Genomic DNA, 17345 nt, shown 5'->3' with positions numbered 1-17345 from the left:
CGGTCATACCTTCCGGGGTGGGGTGGGGGCGGGGCGGGGCGGGGTGTGGCGTGGCGTATTTGTTTTTCCCCGCCGCCCACCCCCCTTACGGGGGGTGGGCGGGTGTAGTAACGCGGATGCCCACCCTCAAGGGTGGGGGTGGGGGTGGGGGTGGCGGTGGGGCGGAGGTGGGGGACGACGGTCGCGGACGGACAGGAGTCGGAACGGGCAGTCGGACGACGCCGGGGCCGGCCCCGGCGTCGTCCGTCAGCGGGTTTCCAGGCGGAGTTCGACTTCCTTTTCCTGGTCGCCGGCGGCCATGCCGAGGATCTGTACCGCGAACGCCGGCTTCAGGCCCTTGACCAGCTGGTCGACTGCCCAATAGCCCCCCTGGAGGCTGACGATGACGGGCGCGGTCAGCCGCCGGGGCTCGGCCTCGGCCTTGCGCTCGCTCACGTCGAAGGTCGAGGTCCACACGGTCGCGCCTGGCCCCGCCATCTCCTCGGGCACGTCATCGGCGGCCCGGTCTGAGCTGAACGAGGTACGCAGCGCGCTGAAGACGGCATGCGCGTCCTGCGCGGCACAGCTCTCCAGCTCCACCACCACCTCGGCCGATACGTGTTCCGCGTGTGATGCCTGATCCGCGCTGTTCACTGTGGGGCCTTCCTCTGCGGGCCTTCCTCCGGGGCCGAACGCTTCCAGGCTCGCGCCACGGCCCGGTGTGTGCGACCTGAGGCTCGAACGAGTGGTTTGAACGGCGCAACGTTGCGACGCGAGGCGTGAATGTTACGCTCTGTAGTCGATGGATGCGCTCTGTAACCGAGCTGAGTGTCGCGCTTGCACCGGCGGTACTGCGTGAGCGTGTGGCGCACGTGCCTCACACGCCTCACACACGTATCGCAGGACAGCTCGCGCATCGCAGGACAGCCGCAGCCATCAGCAGTGATCAGCAGTCAGTGCCCACCTTGACCCCACGAGGAGCCGACTTTGACCAGCACCGTCATCGATCAGAAGGTCACCAGCTACACCGTCCGCCATGCGCTCTGTATGGCGCGCGCCGCCGACCTCGCGTACAAGGACGAGAGGACCGTCGAGGCCACCGCCCATGATTGGGGCTTCGACCGGGTGCGCCACCATCTCACCGAGTTCCGTCCGCCCTTCCCGCTGGAGGACACCCAGGCGTACACCCTCGGCGGCGAGAGCATGATCATCACCGCCTTCCGGGGGACGGAGCCGGCAGAACTTCGCGACTGGCTCTCCGACTCCACCACGCCGCCGTGGCCCGGCCCCGGCGGCAAGGGGTACATCCACTACGGCTTCGGCGAGGCGCTGGCGGGCATCTGGCCGCAGGTCCGCGCCGCCGTCGACGAGTTCCGCGACAACAACCAGACCGTGTGGTTCACCGGCCACAGCCTCGGCGGCGCGCTGGCGATGCTGGCCGGCGCCCGCCTGCACTTCGAAGAGCCGCATGTGACGGCCACCGGCGTCTACACCTTCGGGCAGCCGCGGACCTGCGACCGGCTGCTGTCACAGGCGTTCAGCGCGGCGTTCACGGACCGCATGTACCGCTTCGTCAACAACAACGACATCGTGCCGCAGCTCCCCCCGGAGCCCGCCTTCCACCACGTCTCCGCGCTGCGCTACATCGATTCCCAGGGCACCATCCACAGCACCATGCCGGTGATCAGCGGCCTGTTCGACCGCGCGAAGGGGCTCACCGCCGATGCGTTCGCGCCCGCCTCCGACGGCGTCCGCGACCACTTCATGAACGCGTACATCAACGCATTGGAGAAGAACCAGAACTGACCGGCTGGGTGAGGTTGACGGCGTTGCCGTCCGGGTCCTGGATGTGGGCCACCCGCTGGCCCCACGGCATGTCATTGGCCGGGCCGCGCACCGTGCCACCAAGGGGCGCGACCCGGTCCAGGAGGTGGTCCACGTCCTCGACCGCGAAGCTGAGCAGGATGCGGGTCGGAGTGCCGGTCTCGACGTCCTTGTCCGCCACGATGCCCAGCTCCGAACCGCCGAGCCGCAGCCCGACGAAGAAGACCGGCCCCTCTTCGGGCACACGGGTGAACTCCTCGGCGCCGAGGAGTTCGCGGTAGAAGCTCCGCAGCCGGTCGACGTCGGGGGTGACGATCACGGGCTGGATGGCGGCGGGGGGCGTGGTGTCAGGCACGGGGTCCTCCTGTTGCGAGGTGTGGGGCGACTACGAGTCCCCGGGGTCCGGGGAGGTGGGCCGCTGGGTTTGGGGAGGTAGACCGCGCCCGAGGCGCAGATTCATCGGTCGGGGTGGGACGCGGTGGACGTGGTGCGGGCGAAGGTGACGTCGGCGGAATGGGCGACGATCTCCACCTCGTCGCCCAGGGCCCATTCCGCGGCGCGGGAGGACATGGCCGCCGGGACGACATCGCTGATGCCCGGTGCCGCGGGGATGTCGTAGGTGGCATGTGCGTCGTGCGGCAGAACGACCCGGAAGTCGCGGTCCAGGGCCGTCCGGGCGGTCGCGGCGACGCACATCTCGGAGAGGACCCCGCAGACGGCGAGCGCCTGGACGTCGGCGTCGGCGAGCAGGGTGCCCAGCTCGGTGCCCTCGAAGCCGTCGTCCTCGGTCTTGCGGACGACGACCTCACGGGGACCCGGCTCGACGGGCAGATGGAGTTCCCAGCCGGGCGTGTGCGGCTCGTCGACGGTTCCGGGCTCGCCGTCGTTCTGCAGATGAACGACGAGGGCGCCGGCGGCGCGGGCCCCGGCGAGCAGGTCGCGGCTCCGATCGAGCACCCGCGCGGCCTCGGGCACCGCCTCGTCGCCCGCGACAAAGGCCGACTGCAGGTCGATGAGGAGGAGGGCGTCGACGGGGGGAAGGGGGCCGGCGGAGTGAATCGGGGCGCCGGTCGCGGCAACGGCATGCGCCTCGGGCCCCGTCCCCCCGGGCTGCGTCTCGGACCCGATCCCGGGCCGCGTATCGGTCCCGGCGTGCGTCCCGGTCGTGGTGCTGGTCGTGGTCATGGTGGCCATGGTGCGTCGCGCGGTCGGGCGGTGATCACCGAATGCGGCGGGATCCGGCCAGGGACTTCACGCGGTGGAGGGTCAAGGACGTCACATGGCCGGAGGTCACGCAGGCCCGGCGGCGGCACGTCGGCCTGTCCGGACACGCACCGCTGAGCCGTCCGGGCTCACCTCGTTGCCATGGGCATCGACCGGGCGGATCATCCGGTCGAGCACACCGTACGCGAGTACGCGCCACAGGTACTCGCCGCACGTACTCGGCGCTTGCACTCGCCCGACGCACCAGCCCTGTACTCGCCGTACGGACTCACGGGATGACGCACAAGGACGACGCGAGGAGAGCCACCGTGGGACCAGCCACCGTCAATGGCTACTGCGCACCGGAGTTCGCCGGCGTACGGGAAGCGTTCGAGCGGAACTTCGGCGAGCACGGCGACGTCGGCGCGGCGGTCGCGGTGACCGTGGACGGCGCGGCGGTGGTCGACCTGTGGGGCGGCCACGCGGACGCCGACCGGACCCGCGTCTGGGAGCGCGACACCCTGGTGAATGTCTACTCGACGTCCAAGGGGATGACCGCGCTGTGCGCCCATCTCCTCGCGGACCGGGGCGAGTTGGACCTCGACGCGCCGGTCGCCCGCTACTGGCCGGAGTTCGCGCAGGCCGGCAAACAGGACATACCCGTCCGCTGGCTGCTCAGCCATCGCGCCGGGCTGATCGCGCCCAGTGAGCCGCTGCCCCCGGGGCGCGCCTACGACTGGGAGCGGGTGTGCGCCGACCTGGCGGCCACCGCACCGTGGTGGGAGCCGGGCACCGCTCAGGGCTACCACGCGGTGACCTTCGGCTACCTCGTCGGCGAGGTGGTTCGGCGGATCACCGGGCAATCCCTCGGCGCGTTCCTGCGCAGCGAGATCACCGGGCCGCTGGGCGCGCGGGTGTTCATCGGGACCCCCGTCGAGGAGCACGCCTCCTGCGCGGACATGATCGGGCAGCTGGACGAGGCGCGGCTCGGGGAACGGTTGCCCGGCGTGCCGAAGCCGCCGTTCCGGTCGATCACCGATCATCCGTTGACGGCCGTGCTGCTGGCGCTGACCTATATCCCCACCGGCGACGTCAACAGCGCCGCCTACCGCTCGGCCGAGATCCCCGCGGGCAACGGGCACGCCACCGCGCACGGGCTGGCGACGGTGTACGGCGCACTCGCGTGCGGCACGCTCGTCGGTCCGGCGACCCTGGAGGAGATGCGCCGGTCGCAGAGCCTGCCCGGCGAGCACGACCTGGCGCTCGGCGCGCTCGCCCCGGCGGGCTTCGAGCACCGCTGGGGACTCGGCTACCTGCTCAACCACCACGGCCTGGCGGGCCCCAATCCGCGGGCCTTCGGGCACGGCGGGGTGGGCGGCTCGTACGCCTTCGCCGATCCGGAGAACGGGGTGTCGTACGCCTACGTCATGAACAAGTGCGGCGGCGGCACGACCGGTGACGACCCGCGCAACCTCGGCCTGATCGCGGCGGTCTACGCGGCCTTGGAGGGGGTGCGGGGCTGACGCCCCCGGCTGGTTCTAGGGGGTCGCCGATTCGTGCGGCGGCGCGGGCCTCGGAGCGACGGGCGGTTCGCCGGCGGCATCGGTGAGCGCGCGCAGGGAGCCCACGAGCCCGGCGCGCCGGTCCACCGGCAGCCGGGCCACGATCGCGGCGATCTCCGCATGCCGGTGGGCCAGTACGCGCTCGACGAGCTCGCGGCCCTGCGCCGTCAGGCTCAGTACCACCTCCCGGCGGTTACCGGGATTGGCCTGCCGGCTGACGCTGCCGGCCGCCGCCAGCCGGTCGACCATCCGCATCGCGGTCGACGGATTGACGCCCAGCGCGGCGGCCAGCGTGGCGAGCTTGACCGGGCCCTGGCCGTCCAGCACCACGAGGGCCCGCAGCTGGGGCAGCGTGAGCGAGGGACCCATCCGGGCGAGCGCACGGGCCGAGATCCCGACCAGCAGCCGGGAGGCGGTCAGCACCGCGGCGATGACCTCCTCGACGTCATGATCGAGATCGGCGTCTCGGCCGGGATCGGCGGCCGGGCCGGGATCGTCGTCGTGGCCGGAATCATCGTCGTGCCCCATGGCTGCCTTTATACCGCTGACGGCATCGCACCTGGTGACAGGCCCCTTCGGGCGCTGCCGACGACCGGTGAATCCGCACCGGCGATCGCGGTTGCACGGCGCAATAATGGGAGGTGCGGCAAGTATCCGGCCCCGGCGCGAGCGCGGTGGGCCCGGGGAGAGGGCGTGGTGACCATGGAACGGGACACCGAGACGGTTCACGAGGCGTATTCGTTCGTCTGTCTGCACTGCGGGCACGGCTGGGAGGAGGAGTACGAGATCCGGCACACCACGGACCTGGCCGGGCATCGGCGCGCCGACTACTTCACCCGCGGCGTCCGGGTCGCCTCCCCGCTGACCCGCAACGACTGCCCGTCCTGCAACCTCGGCCCGATCCGGATCCTGCGCCCCGGCCGGGTGAACACGGCTCGTACGTACCTCGCCTGAGGCCGGTGCCCGTCCGTACGGACCTGGCGGGCGCACCGATCGCCGCTCACGCGACGGCTCGCCCCAGCCCTCGCCGACGCACCGTCACCACCCCGTGTACAGCAGATGGTTGACCCCCATCGCCAGTACCGCCTGCGCCGTCAGCCAGTGGCGGTGCCGGGCGGCGGGCAGCAGGGCGCAGGCCGGCAGGAGCCAGACGGCGAAGGGGAGCCAGATACGCTCGGTCTCGGCCTTGCTCATGCCGGAGAGGTCGGCGACCAGCAGGGCGAGCAGCGCGGCCAGGACGAGGATCACCAGCCGGTCGACGGGGCGGTGCAGGGGGCCGACTCCGGCCCGTCCGGTGGCGGGAAGGGTCCGCGCGCGGAGCTGCCGTACGGCGGTGGGGGCGGTCGCGAGCACCCGGCGCAGACCGGCGGCCGTCGCCAGACCGGTGATCAGGACGGTGCAGGCGAGGTTGCCCCAGACCCAGTAGGCGTACGGGCGAACCGCAGCGGCGCCCTGGTAGTAGCGCTCCACCAGCAGGCGGTAGCCCTCCCACCAGTCGAAACCGGCGAGGGTGAAGACCGCCGCCACGGCGGCGACCCCGGCGGCCAGGAGGGGCAGCGGCCGCGCGGTACGGGCGAGCAGCAGCACCGCGGCGGCGATCGGCGCGATGAGGGTGAGGCCGTAGGAGAGGTAGCAGGTCAGGCCGAGGAGGAGCCCGGCGGCCAGGGCGGCGGCCGCGGGGTGGCGGGCGCGGCGGGTGGCGGCGAGGGCGAGCAGTGCCGACGACCAGGCGGCGACGGCGGCGAAGTAGCCGTCCGCGGAGGTGCCCACCCACACCGCGGCCGGGGCCAGCGCGAGGAACGGCGCGGCCCGGCGCGCGGTGGGCTCGTCGGTGAGGGCGCGCAGCGCGACGAGGACCGCGGCCGCGGCGGAGGCACCGACGGTGATGCACCAGGCGCCGGCCCAGGCCCCGCCGCCCAGGCCGATGCGGTCCAGGCCGACGAAGGTGAGCACCGCGGCCGGAGGGTGCCCGGCGACATGGGCGGGCCAGTGGTCGGGCGCGGTGTTGAGGATGTGAGAGGTGAAGTCGCGCAGTGCCGGGCCGAGATCGTCGAAGCGGCGGATGACGGTCAGGTACTCGTACTCGGTGGTCAGGCGGCGGGCGACGCCGGTCTGCCAGCCGTCGACCAGGGCCAGCGACCACGTCCAGGCCAGGGAGGCCGCCCAGCCCGTGAGGACCAGCCGGCGCCAGGGCAGCCGGTCGGCGAGCGGCGGCCCGTAGGCGACCACGAGGACGGCGACCGCGAGTGCGGCGGGGGTGCCGGGGCCCAGGTGCCAGAACCATGAGGCGTACAGCGGCGGCACGTTGACGTGCAGGCTGCCGTTGGCGCGCTGGATGAGGGCGCCGATGACGGCGGCCAGCACGACGAGCAGGGCGCCGGCCGCGGCGGCCAGCAGATCGGCACGGCGCGCGGCGCGTTCCTCCGGAGTCCGGCGGACAGCGGCCGCGTCGGCGCGTTCTTGAGAAGTCGGGCGGGGGGTCACACCGGCACGCTAGGGCGCCGGCGGTGTGACCGGGGCCCGCCGTTCCGCCGACGTCAGGGTTTCGTCATGCGTCGCTGCCCCTGGGGGCCCGGGTGGCGGCATACCGTCGGAGCGGACCTGCTCGTCCGGGCGGTGGGGCGCCGTCGTGCCGACCGCCGAGGGCTCATCGATCGCCGAGGACTCATCATGGGTGCCCACCGCCGTCCCGTTCCCCCCACGTCGCCGTCGTTCTGGCGCAGCCCGCTGCGCGGCCCCCGGCTGACCGCGCTGCTCGGTGTGGTGCTGCTGGCCGGGATCACGCTGCTGTTCGTCACCGGCCTGCTCTCGTACGCCGCGTACAACCCGGACCTGGCCGGCGGTGTCAACGACCAGACCCCCGGAAAGGGGCTGCTGGGCTTCTACCTCTTCAGCTGGCCGACCGATCCGCACTGGCTCTACCGGCTCACCCAGGGGGTGCATGTCACGCTCGGCGTCGCGCTGGTGCCGATCCTGCTGGCGAAGCTCTGGTCGGTGATCCCCAAGCTGTTCACGCTGCCGCCGGCCCGGTCCGTCGGGCACGCGCTGGAGCGGGTCTCGCTGCTGCTGTTGGTCGGCGGTGCGCTGTTCGAGTTCGTGACCGGCATCCTCAACATCCAGTTGGAGTACCTCTTTCCGGGGTCGTTCTATCCGCTGCACTTCTACGGCGCGTGGGTGTTCATCGGCGCCTTCCTCGCCCATGTGGTGCTGCGGCTGCCGCGGACCGTACGGGCGCTGCGGGAGCGCACGGACCCGGCGGCGGACGCCGATGACACCGGGCTGGTGGCGGTCCGGCCGGACCGGCCGACGGTGTCCCGGCGCGGTGCGCTGGGGCTGGTCGGCGCCGGATCGCTGCTGCTGCTCGCGACGACCGCCGGGCAGAGCGTCGGGGGCTGGTGGCGGCGGACGGCCCTGCTGGCGCCGCACGGTGGCCGCGATCCGGGCAGTGGACCCAACGGCTTCCAGATCAACAAGACGGCCGCGTTCGCCGGGATCAGGCCGCAGGACACCGGCGGCGACTGGCGGCTGACGGTCGAGGGGGGCGGGCGGCGGGTGCGGCTGGACCGCGCCGCGCTGCTGGGGCTGCCGCAGCACGAGTCGGCGCTGCCGATCGCCTGTGTGGAGGGCTGGTCGACGGACGACCAGTTGTGGAGCGGGGTGCGGCTGCGCGATCTCGCCGCGTTGGTGGGGCTCGGCGCGCAGCCGCCCGGCCTGCTGGTGGAGTCGCTCCAGTTGCACGGCGCGTTCCGCCGGGCCGCGCTGCGCGACAACCAGGTGCGCGATCCGCGGTCGCTGCTCGCGCTGCGGGTGGGCGGTGCGGAGCTGTCCGCGGACCACGGCCATCCGGCGCGGATCATCGTTCCGGCGGCGCCCGGGGTGCTCAACACCAAGTGGGTGTCGCGGCTGACGTTCGGGGAGTGGTGACGATGCGACGCAAGTGGCGGGAGCGGGCGGGCGGTTGGCGGGCGCGGGCGGTCCGGGCGCTGGGGGCGCCGCGGCGTCACCACTGGTACGGGGAAGGGCCGCTGCATCTGCTGCTGATGCTCGCCTCGTTCGCGCTCACCGGCTACGCGGGGGTGCGGCTGCTGAGCGGCGGGGACTGGCCGCTGGTGATCGTGTGGTTCGTCGGGGCGGCGCTGCTGCACGATCTGGTGCTGCTGCCGCTGTACGCGTGCGCCGACCGCGCGGTGGCGGCGTACACGGCGCGGACCGCCCGGCACCCGGTCTGGACCGGGTACGTCAGGGTCCCCGCCGCGCTGTCCGGGCTGTTGCTGCTGGTGTGGTTCCCGCTGATCGCGGGCTCGGCGGGGAGCGGCTCGGCGGCACACTTCGAGACCGCCACCGGGCTGTCCGGCCAGGGGTTCCTGACCCGCTGGCTGCTGATCACCGCGGGGCTGTTCGCGGCCTCGGCCCTGTGGCTGTTGTGCCGTACGGTTCAGCCGCGCCGGGCCGGCAGGGACCGGCGCAGGCGCAGGGAGACGAAGCAGCGGCCGGCCGCCGGGGACTGACCGGGCCGCGCGAAGGTCCACCGCTCGGCGGGCGTCCAGCCGGTGGCGGCCGCGTACCGCAGCAGCGCACGGGTGCCGACCCGGGCCCAGGGGAACGGGGCGCCCGGTGCGCGGCATTCGTCGTCGTGGCCGTGGCCGTGGCCGAGGAAGGCGTACCGCCCGTTGTCGACCCGGACCTCGACGCGTTCGTCGAGGTCCGCCGGGGCGGTCTCGACTATGAGCAGGCCGGACGGGGCGAGGAGTTCGGCCGTCCGGGCGAGCAGGGCGCGCGGGTCGCCACCGATGCCGATATTGCCGTCCAGGAGCAGTGCGGTACCCCAACTCCCCTCGTCGGGCAGGGGGTCGAAGACGGAGCGGTGCAGCGCGGCACCGCCGGTCGCGGCGGTGCGGGCGACCGCGGCCCGGCTGACGTCGATGCCGAGCACCGGCCGGCCCTGTGCGGCGAGTTCGGCGACCAGCCTTCCGGGGCCGCAGCCGATGTCGAGGACGGCGCCCTCGCAGCGGCCGAGCGCCGACAGGTCGGCGGCGTCCGCCCTCGCGCACCAGCGCTCGACCTCCAGCGGCAGCAGCCAGCCGTCGGTACGGCGCAGGAAGAGCGGGCCGCGGCCGCTGCGCAGGGCGTCGGCGTACGGGTCCGCTCCCCAGGAGGCGGTGCCGGGCGGGGCGGTGGCCGGTGGCACGGCGGGGCTCATCGCCCGCCGGCCCGGGTCAGCCGGGCGAGGGTGGCGGCGAACCGTCCGCCGGGTGCCGCGGCCGCGACCCGCTCGGCGTCGGCCGCGGTGTCGACGTCGCACAGCGGCGGCAACTCCGCCACCCGGAGTCCGGCGGCGGTCAGCCGGGCCCGCTGGGCAGCGCCGGTGCGGTCGGTGGACATGGGGACGCCGCGCAGCAGCCGGGGGTCGGGCACGGCCAGGCCGAGCGCCCAGAATCCGCCGTCCTCGGCCGCGCCGAACCAGGCGTCGCAGTCGTCCCACGCGCCGAAGTCCGTTGCAGGGGCGAGGAGTCGGGGGGTGACCTGCGGGGTGTCCATGCCGATCAGCAGGGTCGGTCCGGTGCTGTCGGCGAAGGCCCGGGCGAGCCGCTCGTCGAGGCCGCCGATGCCCTGCGGCCGTACGTCGAAGCCGGCGGGCAGCCAGCTTCCCGGCCGGCCGTCGAGCACCAGGACCCGCCGCCGGGCGGGCATGGCGCGTACGGCCCGGAGGGTGTCGTACAGCGCGGCCTCGGCCAACTGGGCCGCCTCGGCGGGGGTGTACGGCGGGGTGAGCCGGGTCTTGACCCGGCCGGGCACCGGCTCCTTGGCGATGACCAGGACCGTGGTCGGCCCGCGGCCCGGCAGCGGCTCCGGGCCGTCGTGCGCGGTCATCGGGCCGCCTCCTTCGTACGGGGCGTCAGCGGCGGCTGGTGCAGGACGCCGCGCATGTCGCGGACCGCGTGCCAGGTGCCGCGCCAGGTGCCGGTGACCTTCGAGCGGCCGGTGCGCGGCAGGTAGGGCACCTCGCGCTCCTCGATGCGCCAGCCGGCGTCGGCGGCCCGGACGACCATCTGCAGGGGGTAGCCGCTGCGGCGGTCGGTGAGGCCGAGGTCGAGCAGCGCGGTGCGCCGGGCGGCGCGCAGCGGGCCGAGGTCGTGCAACCGCAGCCCGGTGCGGCGGCGCAGCATCCGGGCCAGCGCGAGGTTGCCGGCCCGGGCGTGCGGCGGCCAGGCGCCGCGCCCTTGGGGGCGTCGGCGGCCCAGCACCAGATCGCTGTCACCGTCGCGGACGGCGGCCACGAACGGGGCGAGCAGCGCCGGGTCGAGGGAGGCGTCGCAGTCGCAGAAGCAGACGATGTCCGCCTCGGCGGCCAGCAGTCCGGCGTGGCAGGCGGCGCCGAAGCCGCGGCGCGGTTCGTGGACGACGGTGGCGCCCAGGTCGCGGGCGATCTCGGCGGAGCCGTCGGTGGAGCCGTTGTCCACGACGATCGCCCGCCAGCCGGCCGGGATGCGCGCCAGTACCCAGGGCAGCGCGGCGGCCTCGTCGAGGCAGGGCAGCACGACGTCCACCAGGGCGGGGCGGGCGGCGCCCGCCGCGGCACCGGTCACCCCGGTCACCCCGGTCACCCCGGCAGCCGGGCGCATCTCCTCCCGGGCGAACTCCGCCATCCCTTCGGCGAATCCGATCTCCGCCCGCCAGCCGAGGTCCTCGGCGATCCGCCGCGACGACGCCGTGATGTGCCGTACGTCGCCCAGCCGGTACTCGCCCGTCACCACCGGCGCCGGCCCGCCGTGGGCCTCGGCCAGGGCGTGCGCCATCTCGCCGACGGTGTGCGGCCGCGAGCTGCCCGTGTTGTACGCGGTCAGGGTGTCCGGCGCCCGCTCCGGCAGGGCCTCCAGCGCCACCACGTTGGCCGCCGCGATGTCCCGAACGTGGACGAAGTCCCGCCGCTGGCCCCCGTCCTCGTAGACGGTCGGTGCCTCGCCGCGGGCCAGTGCCGAGCGGAAGAATGAGGCGACGCCGGCGTACGGGGTGTCGCGTGGCATTCCGGGCCCGTAGACGTTGTGATAGCGCAGCGAGACGGCCCGGCCGCCGGTCGCCCGCGCCCAGGAGGCGGCCAGATGCTCCTGGGCGAGCTTGGTGGCGGCGTAGACGTTGCGCGGATCGGTGGGCGCGTCCTCGCCGACCAGCCCCGGTCTCAGTTGTTCACCGCACTGCGGGCAGCGCGGCTCGAACCGCCCGGCGGCCAGCTCGTCGACGCCGCGTGGTCCGGGCCGCACCACACCGTGTGCGGGGCAGGTGTAGCGCCCCTCCCCGTAGACCACCATCGATCCGGCGAGCACCAGCCGGTGCACGCCCGCGTCGGCCATCGCGGCCAGCAGCACGGCCGTCCCCAGGTCGTTGCAGCCGACGTAGCCGGGCGCGTCGGCGAAGTCCTTGCCCAGGCCCACCATCGCCGCCTGGTGGCAGACCGCATCGATGCCCCGCAGGGCCACCTCGACGGCCGCCCGGTCGCGTACGTCCGCGACGATGCGGCGCTCCTGCGGGCGGGGCGGCGGGGGCTCGGGGTGTGCCGAGGGCAGCAGCGCGTCGAACACCACGGGCTCGTGGCCGCGGACGATGAGCGAGGCGACGACCTGCGATCCGATGAATCCGGCGCCTCCGGTGACCAGTACTCGCATGCCGGTCACGCTAAGCGCGATCGAGCCTTCCGGCGCGCACCACGACCGCCGCGTCACGGGTCCGTAAGATCCGGCGGCCGCTCCGCGGTGCGCCCCGGGCCACTGCGATTCGGTAACAGGCGCATTCGAGGTATTTCGGTACGGCATGGGTTGCATATGCTCAGGCCGGGGGTTGGGGGGCCGTTTTCGGACACTCCGACGGCCGACGGCCCGCCCCCGTAGCCCGATCACCGGACACGACACCGTCGGAGAACACCTTGGCCGTGGAGAACGGGGAGCTGTGCACCGGCTCCCGTGTGCTGTCCGTACTCCCCTACACGGTGATGGCCGTGGTCAGCGTCGTCGACCTCACCGCGGGCCCGGAAGTGGGCTTTCTGCCTCTGGTGTCCCTGGGGCCCGCGTTCGCCGGGCTGGTGGGCGGCTGGCGTCGCACCGCCCTCGTCGGACTCACGGCGTTCGTCCTCTGCCTCGGCCTGGGCGTCTACAACGGCCTGTTCGAGAGCCGGCGCGGGCTGACCGCGCTGCTGTCGGTGACCGGGGTGACCGCGGCCGGTGTGGTCGCCGCGGTGATGCGGCAGCGCCGCGAGGCGGAGCTGGCCAGCGTCCGTTCGATCGCCGAGGTCGCCCAGCGGGTGCTGCTGCGCCCCGTGCCGCGCAGCGCGGGCCCGCTGCGGATCGCGGTCTCCTACACCTCTGCGGTGGCCGAGGCCCGGATAGGCGGCGATCTGTACGAGGTGGTGACTTCGCCGGCCGGGGTGCGGATCATCGTCGGCGACGTCCAGGGCAAGGGCCTGGAGGCCGTGGAGAGCGCGGCGGTGGTGCTGGGCGCCTTCCGGGAGGCCGCGCACGACGAGCCGGATCTGCCGGCCGTCGGCGAGCGCGTCGAACGGGCCCTGAACCGCCATCTGTCCGGCGAACGGTTCGTCACGGCGGTGCTCGCCGAGATCGGTGAGGGGCCGCAGGCGACGCTGCTCAACTACGGCCACCCGGCCCCGCTCGTCGTCCGCCCCGCCGGCACGGTCGCCTTCGCCGCACCGCCCGACCGGGCCCTGCCGCTCGGCCTCACGCTGACCGGCTCCGATGCCCCGCTCCCCTACGAGGTGCCGTTCACCCCCGGCGACCAGCTGCTGTTCTACACCGACGGGGTCACCGAGGCCCGCGACGCGACGGGCCGCTTCTACCCCCTCGACGAGCGCTCCGCGCTGCTGAAGGACCCCGACCCGGAGGCCGCGCTGCGCTCCGTCCGCGAGGACGTGGTCGAGCACGCCGAGGGGCCGCTGCACGATGACGCGGCGATGCTGCTGGTGCGCTACCGAGAGGGCCGCTGAACCGGCGTCACTCCAGGGGCAGCCCCGTGTAGTTCTCCGCCAGTTCCGCCGCCGCGTGCGCGGAGGCGGCGATCCGGTCGAGCTGGGAGAGCTGCAGCCGGGTGTCGAACGGGCTCTGGTCCGGGGCGGTGTGGAGGGTCGTCGTCATGAAGTGCGAGAAGTGCTCGGCGCGCCAGACCCGGCGCAGACAGGTGTCGGAGTAGGCGTCGAGCAGCTCCGTCGAGCCGGTTCGGTGCGCCTGGGCCAGGGCGCGGGCCAGTACGGTGACGTCCGCGACGGCGAGGTTGAGGCCCTTGGCCCCGGTGGGCGGCACGATGTGCGCCGCGTCGCCCGCCAGCAGGAGCCGCCCGAACCGCATCGGTTCGGTGACCGAGCTGTGCAGGGGCAGTACGGCCTTGGCGGTGAGCGGACCGCGCGCCAGTTTCCCGGGGGTGTCGAGCGCCGTGCGGGCCTGGAGTTCGTCCCAGATGCGGTCGTCGGGCCAGTCGGCCGGGTCGGTGCCGTTGGGGACCTGGAGGTAGAGCCGGCTGACGGTGGGCGTGCGCATGCTGAGCAGGGCGAAGCCGCGCGCGGAGTGGGCATAGACCAACTCGTCGCCGGAGGGCGGGACGTCGGCGAGGACGCCGAGCCAGGAGTAGGGGTAGCCGCGCGCGTAGGTGCGCCGCTCGGACTCCGGGACGGCCTGCCGGGACACGCCGTGGGAGCCGTCGCAGCCGATGACGTAGTCGCAGTTCAGGGTGTGTGCGCGGCCCTGGTGCCGATAGCGGATGAGCGGCCGGGTGGTGTGTGCGCCCTCGACGGCGGTGGCGCGCGCACCGAACAGCAGGGGCGCGCCGTCGTCGAGTTGCCGCGCTATCAGGTCCTTCACCACCTCGGTCTGCGCATAGACCATGACCCGGCGGCCACCGGTCAGCGCCGGGAAGTCGAGGCGGTGGACCTGCCCGTCGTAACGCAGCTCGATGCCGTCGTGGACCATGCCCTCCCGGTCCATCCGCTCCCCCGCCCCGCAGGCGCGCAGCACGTCCACCGTGCCCTGTTCGAGGATGCCGGCGCGCTGGCGCTGTTCGACGTAGTCGCGCTCGCGGCTCTCCAGGACGGCGCAGTCGATACCGGAGCGGTGCAGCAGGCGGGCGAGCAGCAGGCCGGCGGGACCGGCGCCGATGATGCCGACGGTGGTGCGGCGGGGATGCGTCACTGCGCGGGTCCTCTTGCGGGGTGCGGGGTCGGGGGTGCGGGCGGGTCGGGGCGCTCGCCGGGGCGGTCAGCGGTGGGCAAGGAAGACCGTCTCCTCGTGCGCGCCGTCCGCGGAGTGCTGCAGCCGTACGTCGAAGCGGTACCGGCCGGGCCCGTCCGGGCGGGCGAGCAGGGTGCGCGCACGGGCGGCCGGCAGCCGCGCCAGCAGCGGGTCGGCGGCGTGGGCGGTCCGGTGCTCGGGGAAGTAGACGCGGGTGAAGAGGTGCTGGATCAGTCCCCGGGCGAAGAGGCACACGGCGAGGTACGGCGCGGCGTCCGGGCGGCCGGCGGGGGCGGCCGCGGGCAGGGTGCGCAGGGCGTAGCGCCCGTCGGCGTCGGTGGGGACGCGGCCGAAGCCGGTGAAGTCCACGCCGTCGCGGCCGAGGAGCGCGCCGGTGGCCGGGTCGTGGCGCAGCGAGCCGGGCGCGCCGGTCAGGCCGCCGTCCGGTGCCGCCTGCCAGAACTCCAGTAACGCGTCGGGCACCGGGGCGCCGGCTCCGTCCCGTACGCGGCCGTGCACGGTGATCGTGTCGGGGTGGCCGGCCGGCGCGACCTGCTCGCCGCCGGGGAACGGGAGCGCAGTGCCGTAGAACGGGCCGATGGTCTGCGCGGGGGTCGGGGCGAGCGGCGAGGGAGCCTCGGGCGCCGTGCCGGAGTCCGGCCGGGTGGTGGCGCGGGGCATCAGCGGCCCTCCTCGATCCAGGTGGCGGACGGGCCGTCCAGGACGATGTCCCAGCGGTAGCCCAGGGACCGTTCGGGGTCGGACAGTGCGTGGTCGTAGGTGGCCACCAGGCGGGCGCGGGCGGCGGGGTCGGTGACCGAGCCGAGGACCGGGTCGTACGGCAGGAGCGGGTCGCCGGGGAAGTACATCTGGGCGATCAGCCGCTGGGTGAACGCCGATCCGAAGAGCGAGAAGTGGATATGGGCCGGGCGCCAGGCGTGGTCGTGGTTGTCCAGCGGATAGGCGCCGGGCTTGATGGTGGTGAAGGCGTAGCGGCCGTCGTCGTCGGTCAACGCGCGGCCGGTGCCGGTGAAGTTCGGGTCCAGCGGGGCCGGGTGCCGATCGCCCCGATGGGCGTACCGGCCGGAGGCGTTGGCCTGCCAGATCTCGACGAGCTGGCCGCGTACGGGGCGGCCGGTGCGGTCCAGGACGCGGCCGGTGACGGTGATGCGCTCGCCGAGGGGTTCGCCGGTGTGCCGGCGGGTGAGGTCGGCGTCGAGCGCGCCGACGTCCGTGACGCCGAAGACGGGCCCGTGAAGCTCCACGGCCTCCGGGTCGGCGCGGTGGTCGATCTCGACCAACGGCCGGTGGGGTTGGCGGAGTGTGCTGCTGCGGTACGGGATGTGCTCGGGGTCAGGGGCGGGGTGCTCGGGGGTGCGGGGGCCAGTGAGGGGGGTGGGCTGCGGGGTCAGGGCCATGTGCCGTCTCCCTGCGGTCGAGGCCGGGCGTGGGCGGACGCGTACGTGGCCACTGAAGCAGCCCCTGCCACCGGAGCAACAGGCGATACCAGGACGATCACGCTCAGCCGGCGCGCTCCTCGCCGTTGCCGTCCCCGTCCGCATCGCCGTCTCCGTCCCCGTCCTCGTCGCCGTCCCGCTCCGCCGCGCGGCGCGCGTTCTCCTCGCGCGCCGCGGCGGTGGCGACCGACGGCCACACCCGGTCGAGTGAGGCGTTCATCGCGGCGCCGACCAGCACCGCGAAGGCGGACACCCCGATCCACAGCAGTACCGCGACCGGTGCGGCCAACGACCCGTAGATCGTGGGGCCCTCCACCGTCGAGGTGAGGTAGAGCCGCAGCAGGAAGCTGCCGAGCACCCAGATGCCGAGGGCGACCACCGCCCCCGGGATGTCCTCCCGCCAGGGCGACCGGACCGGTACGGACAGGTGGTAGAGCGTGGTGAGGAAGGCGATGGACACCAGCAGGACGAACGGCCAGTACAGCCCCCGGATGATCTGCTCGCCGGCCGGCAGCCAGCTCACGACGGTGTCGGGCCCGGCCACCATCAGCGGCAGCGCGACGGCGCCGACGACCAGCCCGCCCAGGTAGAGCGCGAACGCCAGCAGCCGGGTCTTGACGATGCCGCGCCGCCCGTCGAGCCCGTACATGATGGTGATGGTGTCGACGAAGACGTTCAGCGCCCGGGAGCCGGACCACAGGGCGATGGCGAAGCCGAGGGAGATGACGTCGGGGCGGCGACCGGTGAAGACGTCGTTCAGCAGGGGGCGGGCGATCTGGTCCACGCCCTTGCCGGACAGCACGGTGCCGGCGGCGCCGAGGATGCGCTCGCGGACGGCGTCGATCGTGTCGTGCCCGATCCACGCCTGCGTGTAGCCGAGCACGCCGAGGAGTCCGAGGATCAGCGGCGGCAGCGACAGCAGGCACCAGAACGCGGCCTCGGCGGCCAGCCCGGTGACGCGGTAGGTCATGCAGGAGTGGACGATGTCCTTGAGCAGCAGCCAGGCCAGCCGGCGCTTGGAGACATTGCGGTACAGCACACGGGCCCTGGTCAGACGCCCCGCGGGCCGCTCGGTTGGTTCGTTTGCCGGCTGCACC

At 73.9% G+C, this 17345-nt stretch carries 18 protein-coding genes and 1 pseudogene; 6 read left to right on the top strand and 13 right to left on the bottom strand.

Annotated features, from left to right (window positions below; all coding sequences use genetic code 11):
• Window positions 1-246: 246 nt before the first annotated feature.
• Window positions 247-633 (bottom strand): hypothetical protein, encoded by a 387-nt coding sequence (locus tag WAB15_RS31930; protein ID WP_399146335.1) that lies wholly within the window; start codon window positions 631-633, stop codon window positions 247-249.
• Window positions 634-966: 333 nt separating this feature from the next.
• Here WAB15_RS31930 and WAB15_RS31925 point away from each other — a divergent pair, with 333 nt between their 5' ends.
• The gene (locus WAB15_RS31925) at window positions 967-1785 is read left to right on the top strand and encodes a lipase family protein (RefSeq protein ID WP_407288355.1); all 819 of its coding nucleotides are present in this window, start codon (window positions 967-969) and stop codon (window positions 1783-1785) included.
• Here WAB15_RS31925 and WAB15_RS31920 read toward each other — a convergent pair.
• Together WAB15_RS31920 and WAB15_RS31915 are read right to left on the bottom strand one after the other, a co-directional pair.
• Window positions 1757-2158 (bottom strand): VOC family protein, encoded by a 402-nt coding sequence (locus WAB15_RS31920; RefSeq protein ID WP_399146333.1) that lies wholly within the window; start codon window positions 2156-2158, stop codon window positions 1757-1759. The genes WAB15_RS31925 and WAB15_RS31920 overlap by 29 nt on opposite strands.
• Window positions 2159-2259: 101 nt before the next feature.
• The gene (locus WAB15_RS31915) at window positions 2260-2988 is read right to left on the bottom strand and encodes an isochorismatase family protein (protein WP_407288354.1); all 729 of its coding nucleotides are present in this window, start codon (window positions 2986-2988) and stop codon (window positions 2260-2262) included.
• Between the two features lie 347 nt (window positions 2989-3335).
• Here WAB15_RS31915 and WAB15_RS31910 point away from each other — a divergent pair, with 347 nt between their 5' ends.
• On the top strand, window positions 3336-4529 hold the full coding sequence (locus WAB15_RS31910; protein ID WP_399146331.1) for a serine hydrolase domain-containing protein: 1194 nt from the start codon (window positions 3336-3338) through the stop codon (window positions 4527-4529).
• Window positions 4530-4544: 15 nt separating this feature from the next.
• Here the strand turns inward: WAB15_RS31910 and WAB15_RS31905 are convergent, their stop codons facing one another.
• On the bottom strand, window positions 4545-5096 hold the full coding sequence (locus WAB15_RS31905) for a MarR family winged helix-turn-helix transcriptional regulator (RefSeq protein ID WP_407288353.1): 552 nt from the start codon (window positions 5094-5096) through the stop codon (window positions 4545-4547).
• 174 nt (window positions 5097-5270) lie between these two features.
• Between WAB15_RS31905 and WAB15_RS31900 the strand changes: the two genes are divergently transcribed.
• Entirely contained in the window at window positions 5271-5522 is a 252-nt protein-coding gene (locus WAB15_RS31900; RefSeq protein WP_399146413.1) for a hypothetical protein, read from the top strand.
• Window positions 5523-5606: 84 nt separating this feature from the next.
• Here WAB15_RS31900 and WAB15_RS31895 read toward each other — a convergent pair whose 3' ends face one another.
• Window positions 5607-7052 (bottom strand): hypothetical protein, encoded by a 1446-nt coding sequence (locus WAB15_RS31895; RefSeq protein ID WP_407288352.1) that lies wholly within the window; start codon window positions 7050-7052, stop codon window positions 5607-5609.
• Between the two features lie 186 nt (window positions 7053-7238).
• On the opposite strand from WAB15_RS31895, the gene WAB15_RS31890 reads away from it, so the two are divergent.
• Together WAB15_RS31890 and WAB15_RS31885 are read left to right on the top strand one after the other, a co-directional pair.
• Window positions 7239-8492 carry a molybdopterin-dependent oxidoreductase gene (locus tag WAB15_RS31890; RefSeq protein ID WP_407288351.1) on the top strand — a complete coding sequence of 418 codons (1254 nt, stop codon included), beginning with the start codon at window positions 7239-7241 and terminating at the stop codon, window positions 8490-8492.
• Window positions 8493-8608: 116 nt separating this feature from the next.
• Window positions 8609-9076 carry a hypothetical protein gene (locus tag WAB15_RS31885; RefSeq protein WP_407289329.1) on the top strand — a complete coding sequence of 156 codons (468 nt, stop codon included), beginning with the start codon at window positions 8609-8611 and terminating at the stop codon, window positions 9074-9076.
• Here WAB15_RS31885 and WAB15_RS31880 read toward each other — a convergent pair.
• The 4 genes and pseudogenes from WAB15_RS31880 to WAB15_RS31865 form a co-directional block, all read right to left on the bottom strand.
• Window positions 9004-9756 carry a methyltransferase domain-containing protein gene (locus WAB15_RS31880; protein ID WP_407288350.1) on the bottom strand — a complete coding sequence of 251 codons (753 nt, stop codon included), beginning with the start codon at window positions 9754-9756 and terminating at the stop codon, window positions 9004-9006. The two genes, WAB15_RS31885 and WAB15_RS31880, sit on opposite strands and share 73 nt — an antisense overlap.
• Before the next feature lie 8 nt (window positions 9757-9764).
• Window positions 9765-10439 (bottom strand): DUF2064 domain-containing protein, encoded by a 675-nt coding sequence (locus tag WAB15_RS31875; protein ID WP_407288349.1) that lies wholly within the window; start codon window positions 10437-10439, stop codon window positions 9765-9767.
• Window positions 10436-11191, bottom strand: coding sequence for a glycosyltransferase family 2 protein (locus WAB15_RS31870; protein ID WP_407289328.1), 756 nt, complete (start codon window positions 11189-11191; stop codon window positions 10436-10438). The genes WAB15_RS31875 and WAB15_RS31870 overlap by 4 nt, the downstream gene beginning before the upstream one ends.
• A pseudogene (locus tag WAB15_RS31865) lies at window positions 11177-12229 on the bottom strand (NAD-dependent epimerase/dehydratase family protein); the annotation flags it as partial. The gene WAB15_RS31870 and the pseudogene WAB15_RS31865, both read right to left, overlap by 15 nt.
• A gap of 323 nt (window positions 12230-12552) precedes the next feature.
• On the opposite strand from WAB15_RS31865, the gene WAB15_RS31860 reads away from it, so the two are divergent.
• The gene (locus WAB15_RS31860) at window positions 12553-13557 is read left to right on the top strand and encodes a PP2C family protein-serine/threonine phosphatase (RefSeq protein WP_399146410.1); all 1005 of its coding nucleotides are present in this window, start codon (window positions 12553-12555) and stop codon (window positions 13555-13557) included.
• A 7-nt stretch (window positions 13558-13564) separates the two neighbouring features.
• Here the strand turns inward: WAB15_RS31860 and WAB15_RS31855 are convergent, their stop codons facing one another.
• From WAB15_RS31855 to WAB15_RS31840, 4 genes are all read right to left on the bottom strand, one after another.
• A complete protein-coding gene (locus tag WAB15_RS31855) occupies window positions 13565-14752 on the bottom strand; it encodes a 4-hydroxybenzoate 3-monooxygenase (RefSeq protein WP_407288348.1) in 1188 nt (395 codons plus the stop codon).
• A gap of 66 nt (window positions 14753-14818) precedes the next feature.
• Window positions 14819-15472 (bottom strand): protocatechuate 3,4-dioxygenase subunit alpha, encoded by a 654-nt coding sequence (gene pcaG, locus WAB15_RS31850; RefSeq protein ID WP_407288347.1) that lies wholly within the window; start codon window positions 15470-15472, stop codon window positions 14819-14821.
• Window positions 15472-16209, bottom strand: a complete 738-nt coding sequence (gene pcaH / locus WAB15_RS31845; protein ID WP_407288346.1) for a protocatechuate 3,4-dioxygenase subunit beta — start codon at window positions 16207-16209, stop codon at window positions 15472-15474. Before pcaH ends, pcaG begins: the two co-directional genes overlap by 1 nt.
• A gap of 103 nt (window positions 16210-16312) precedes the next feature.
• Window positions 16313-17344, bottom strand: coding sequence for a YihY/virulence factor BrkB family protein (locus WAB15_RS31840; RefSeq protein WP_399146322.1), 1032 nt, complete (start codon window positions 17342-17344; stop codon window positions 16313-16315).
• Between the last annotated feature and the right edge of the window lies 1 nt (window position 17345).

The organism is Streptomyces sirii (assembly GCF_045690365.1).
GTDB lineage: Bacteria > Actinomycetota > Actinomycetes > Streptomycetales > Streptomycetaceae > Streptomyces > Streptomyces sirii.
This window is presented reverse-complemented; position numbering and strand designations above follow the sequence as displayed.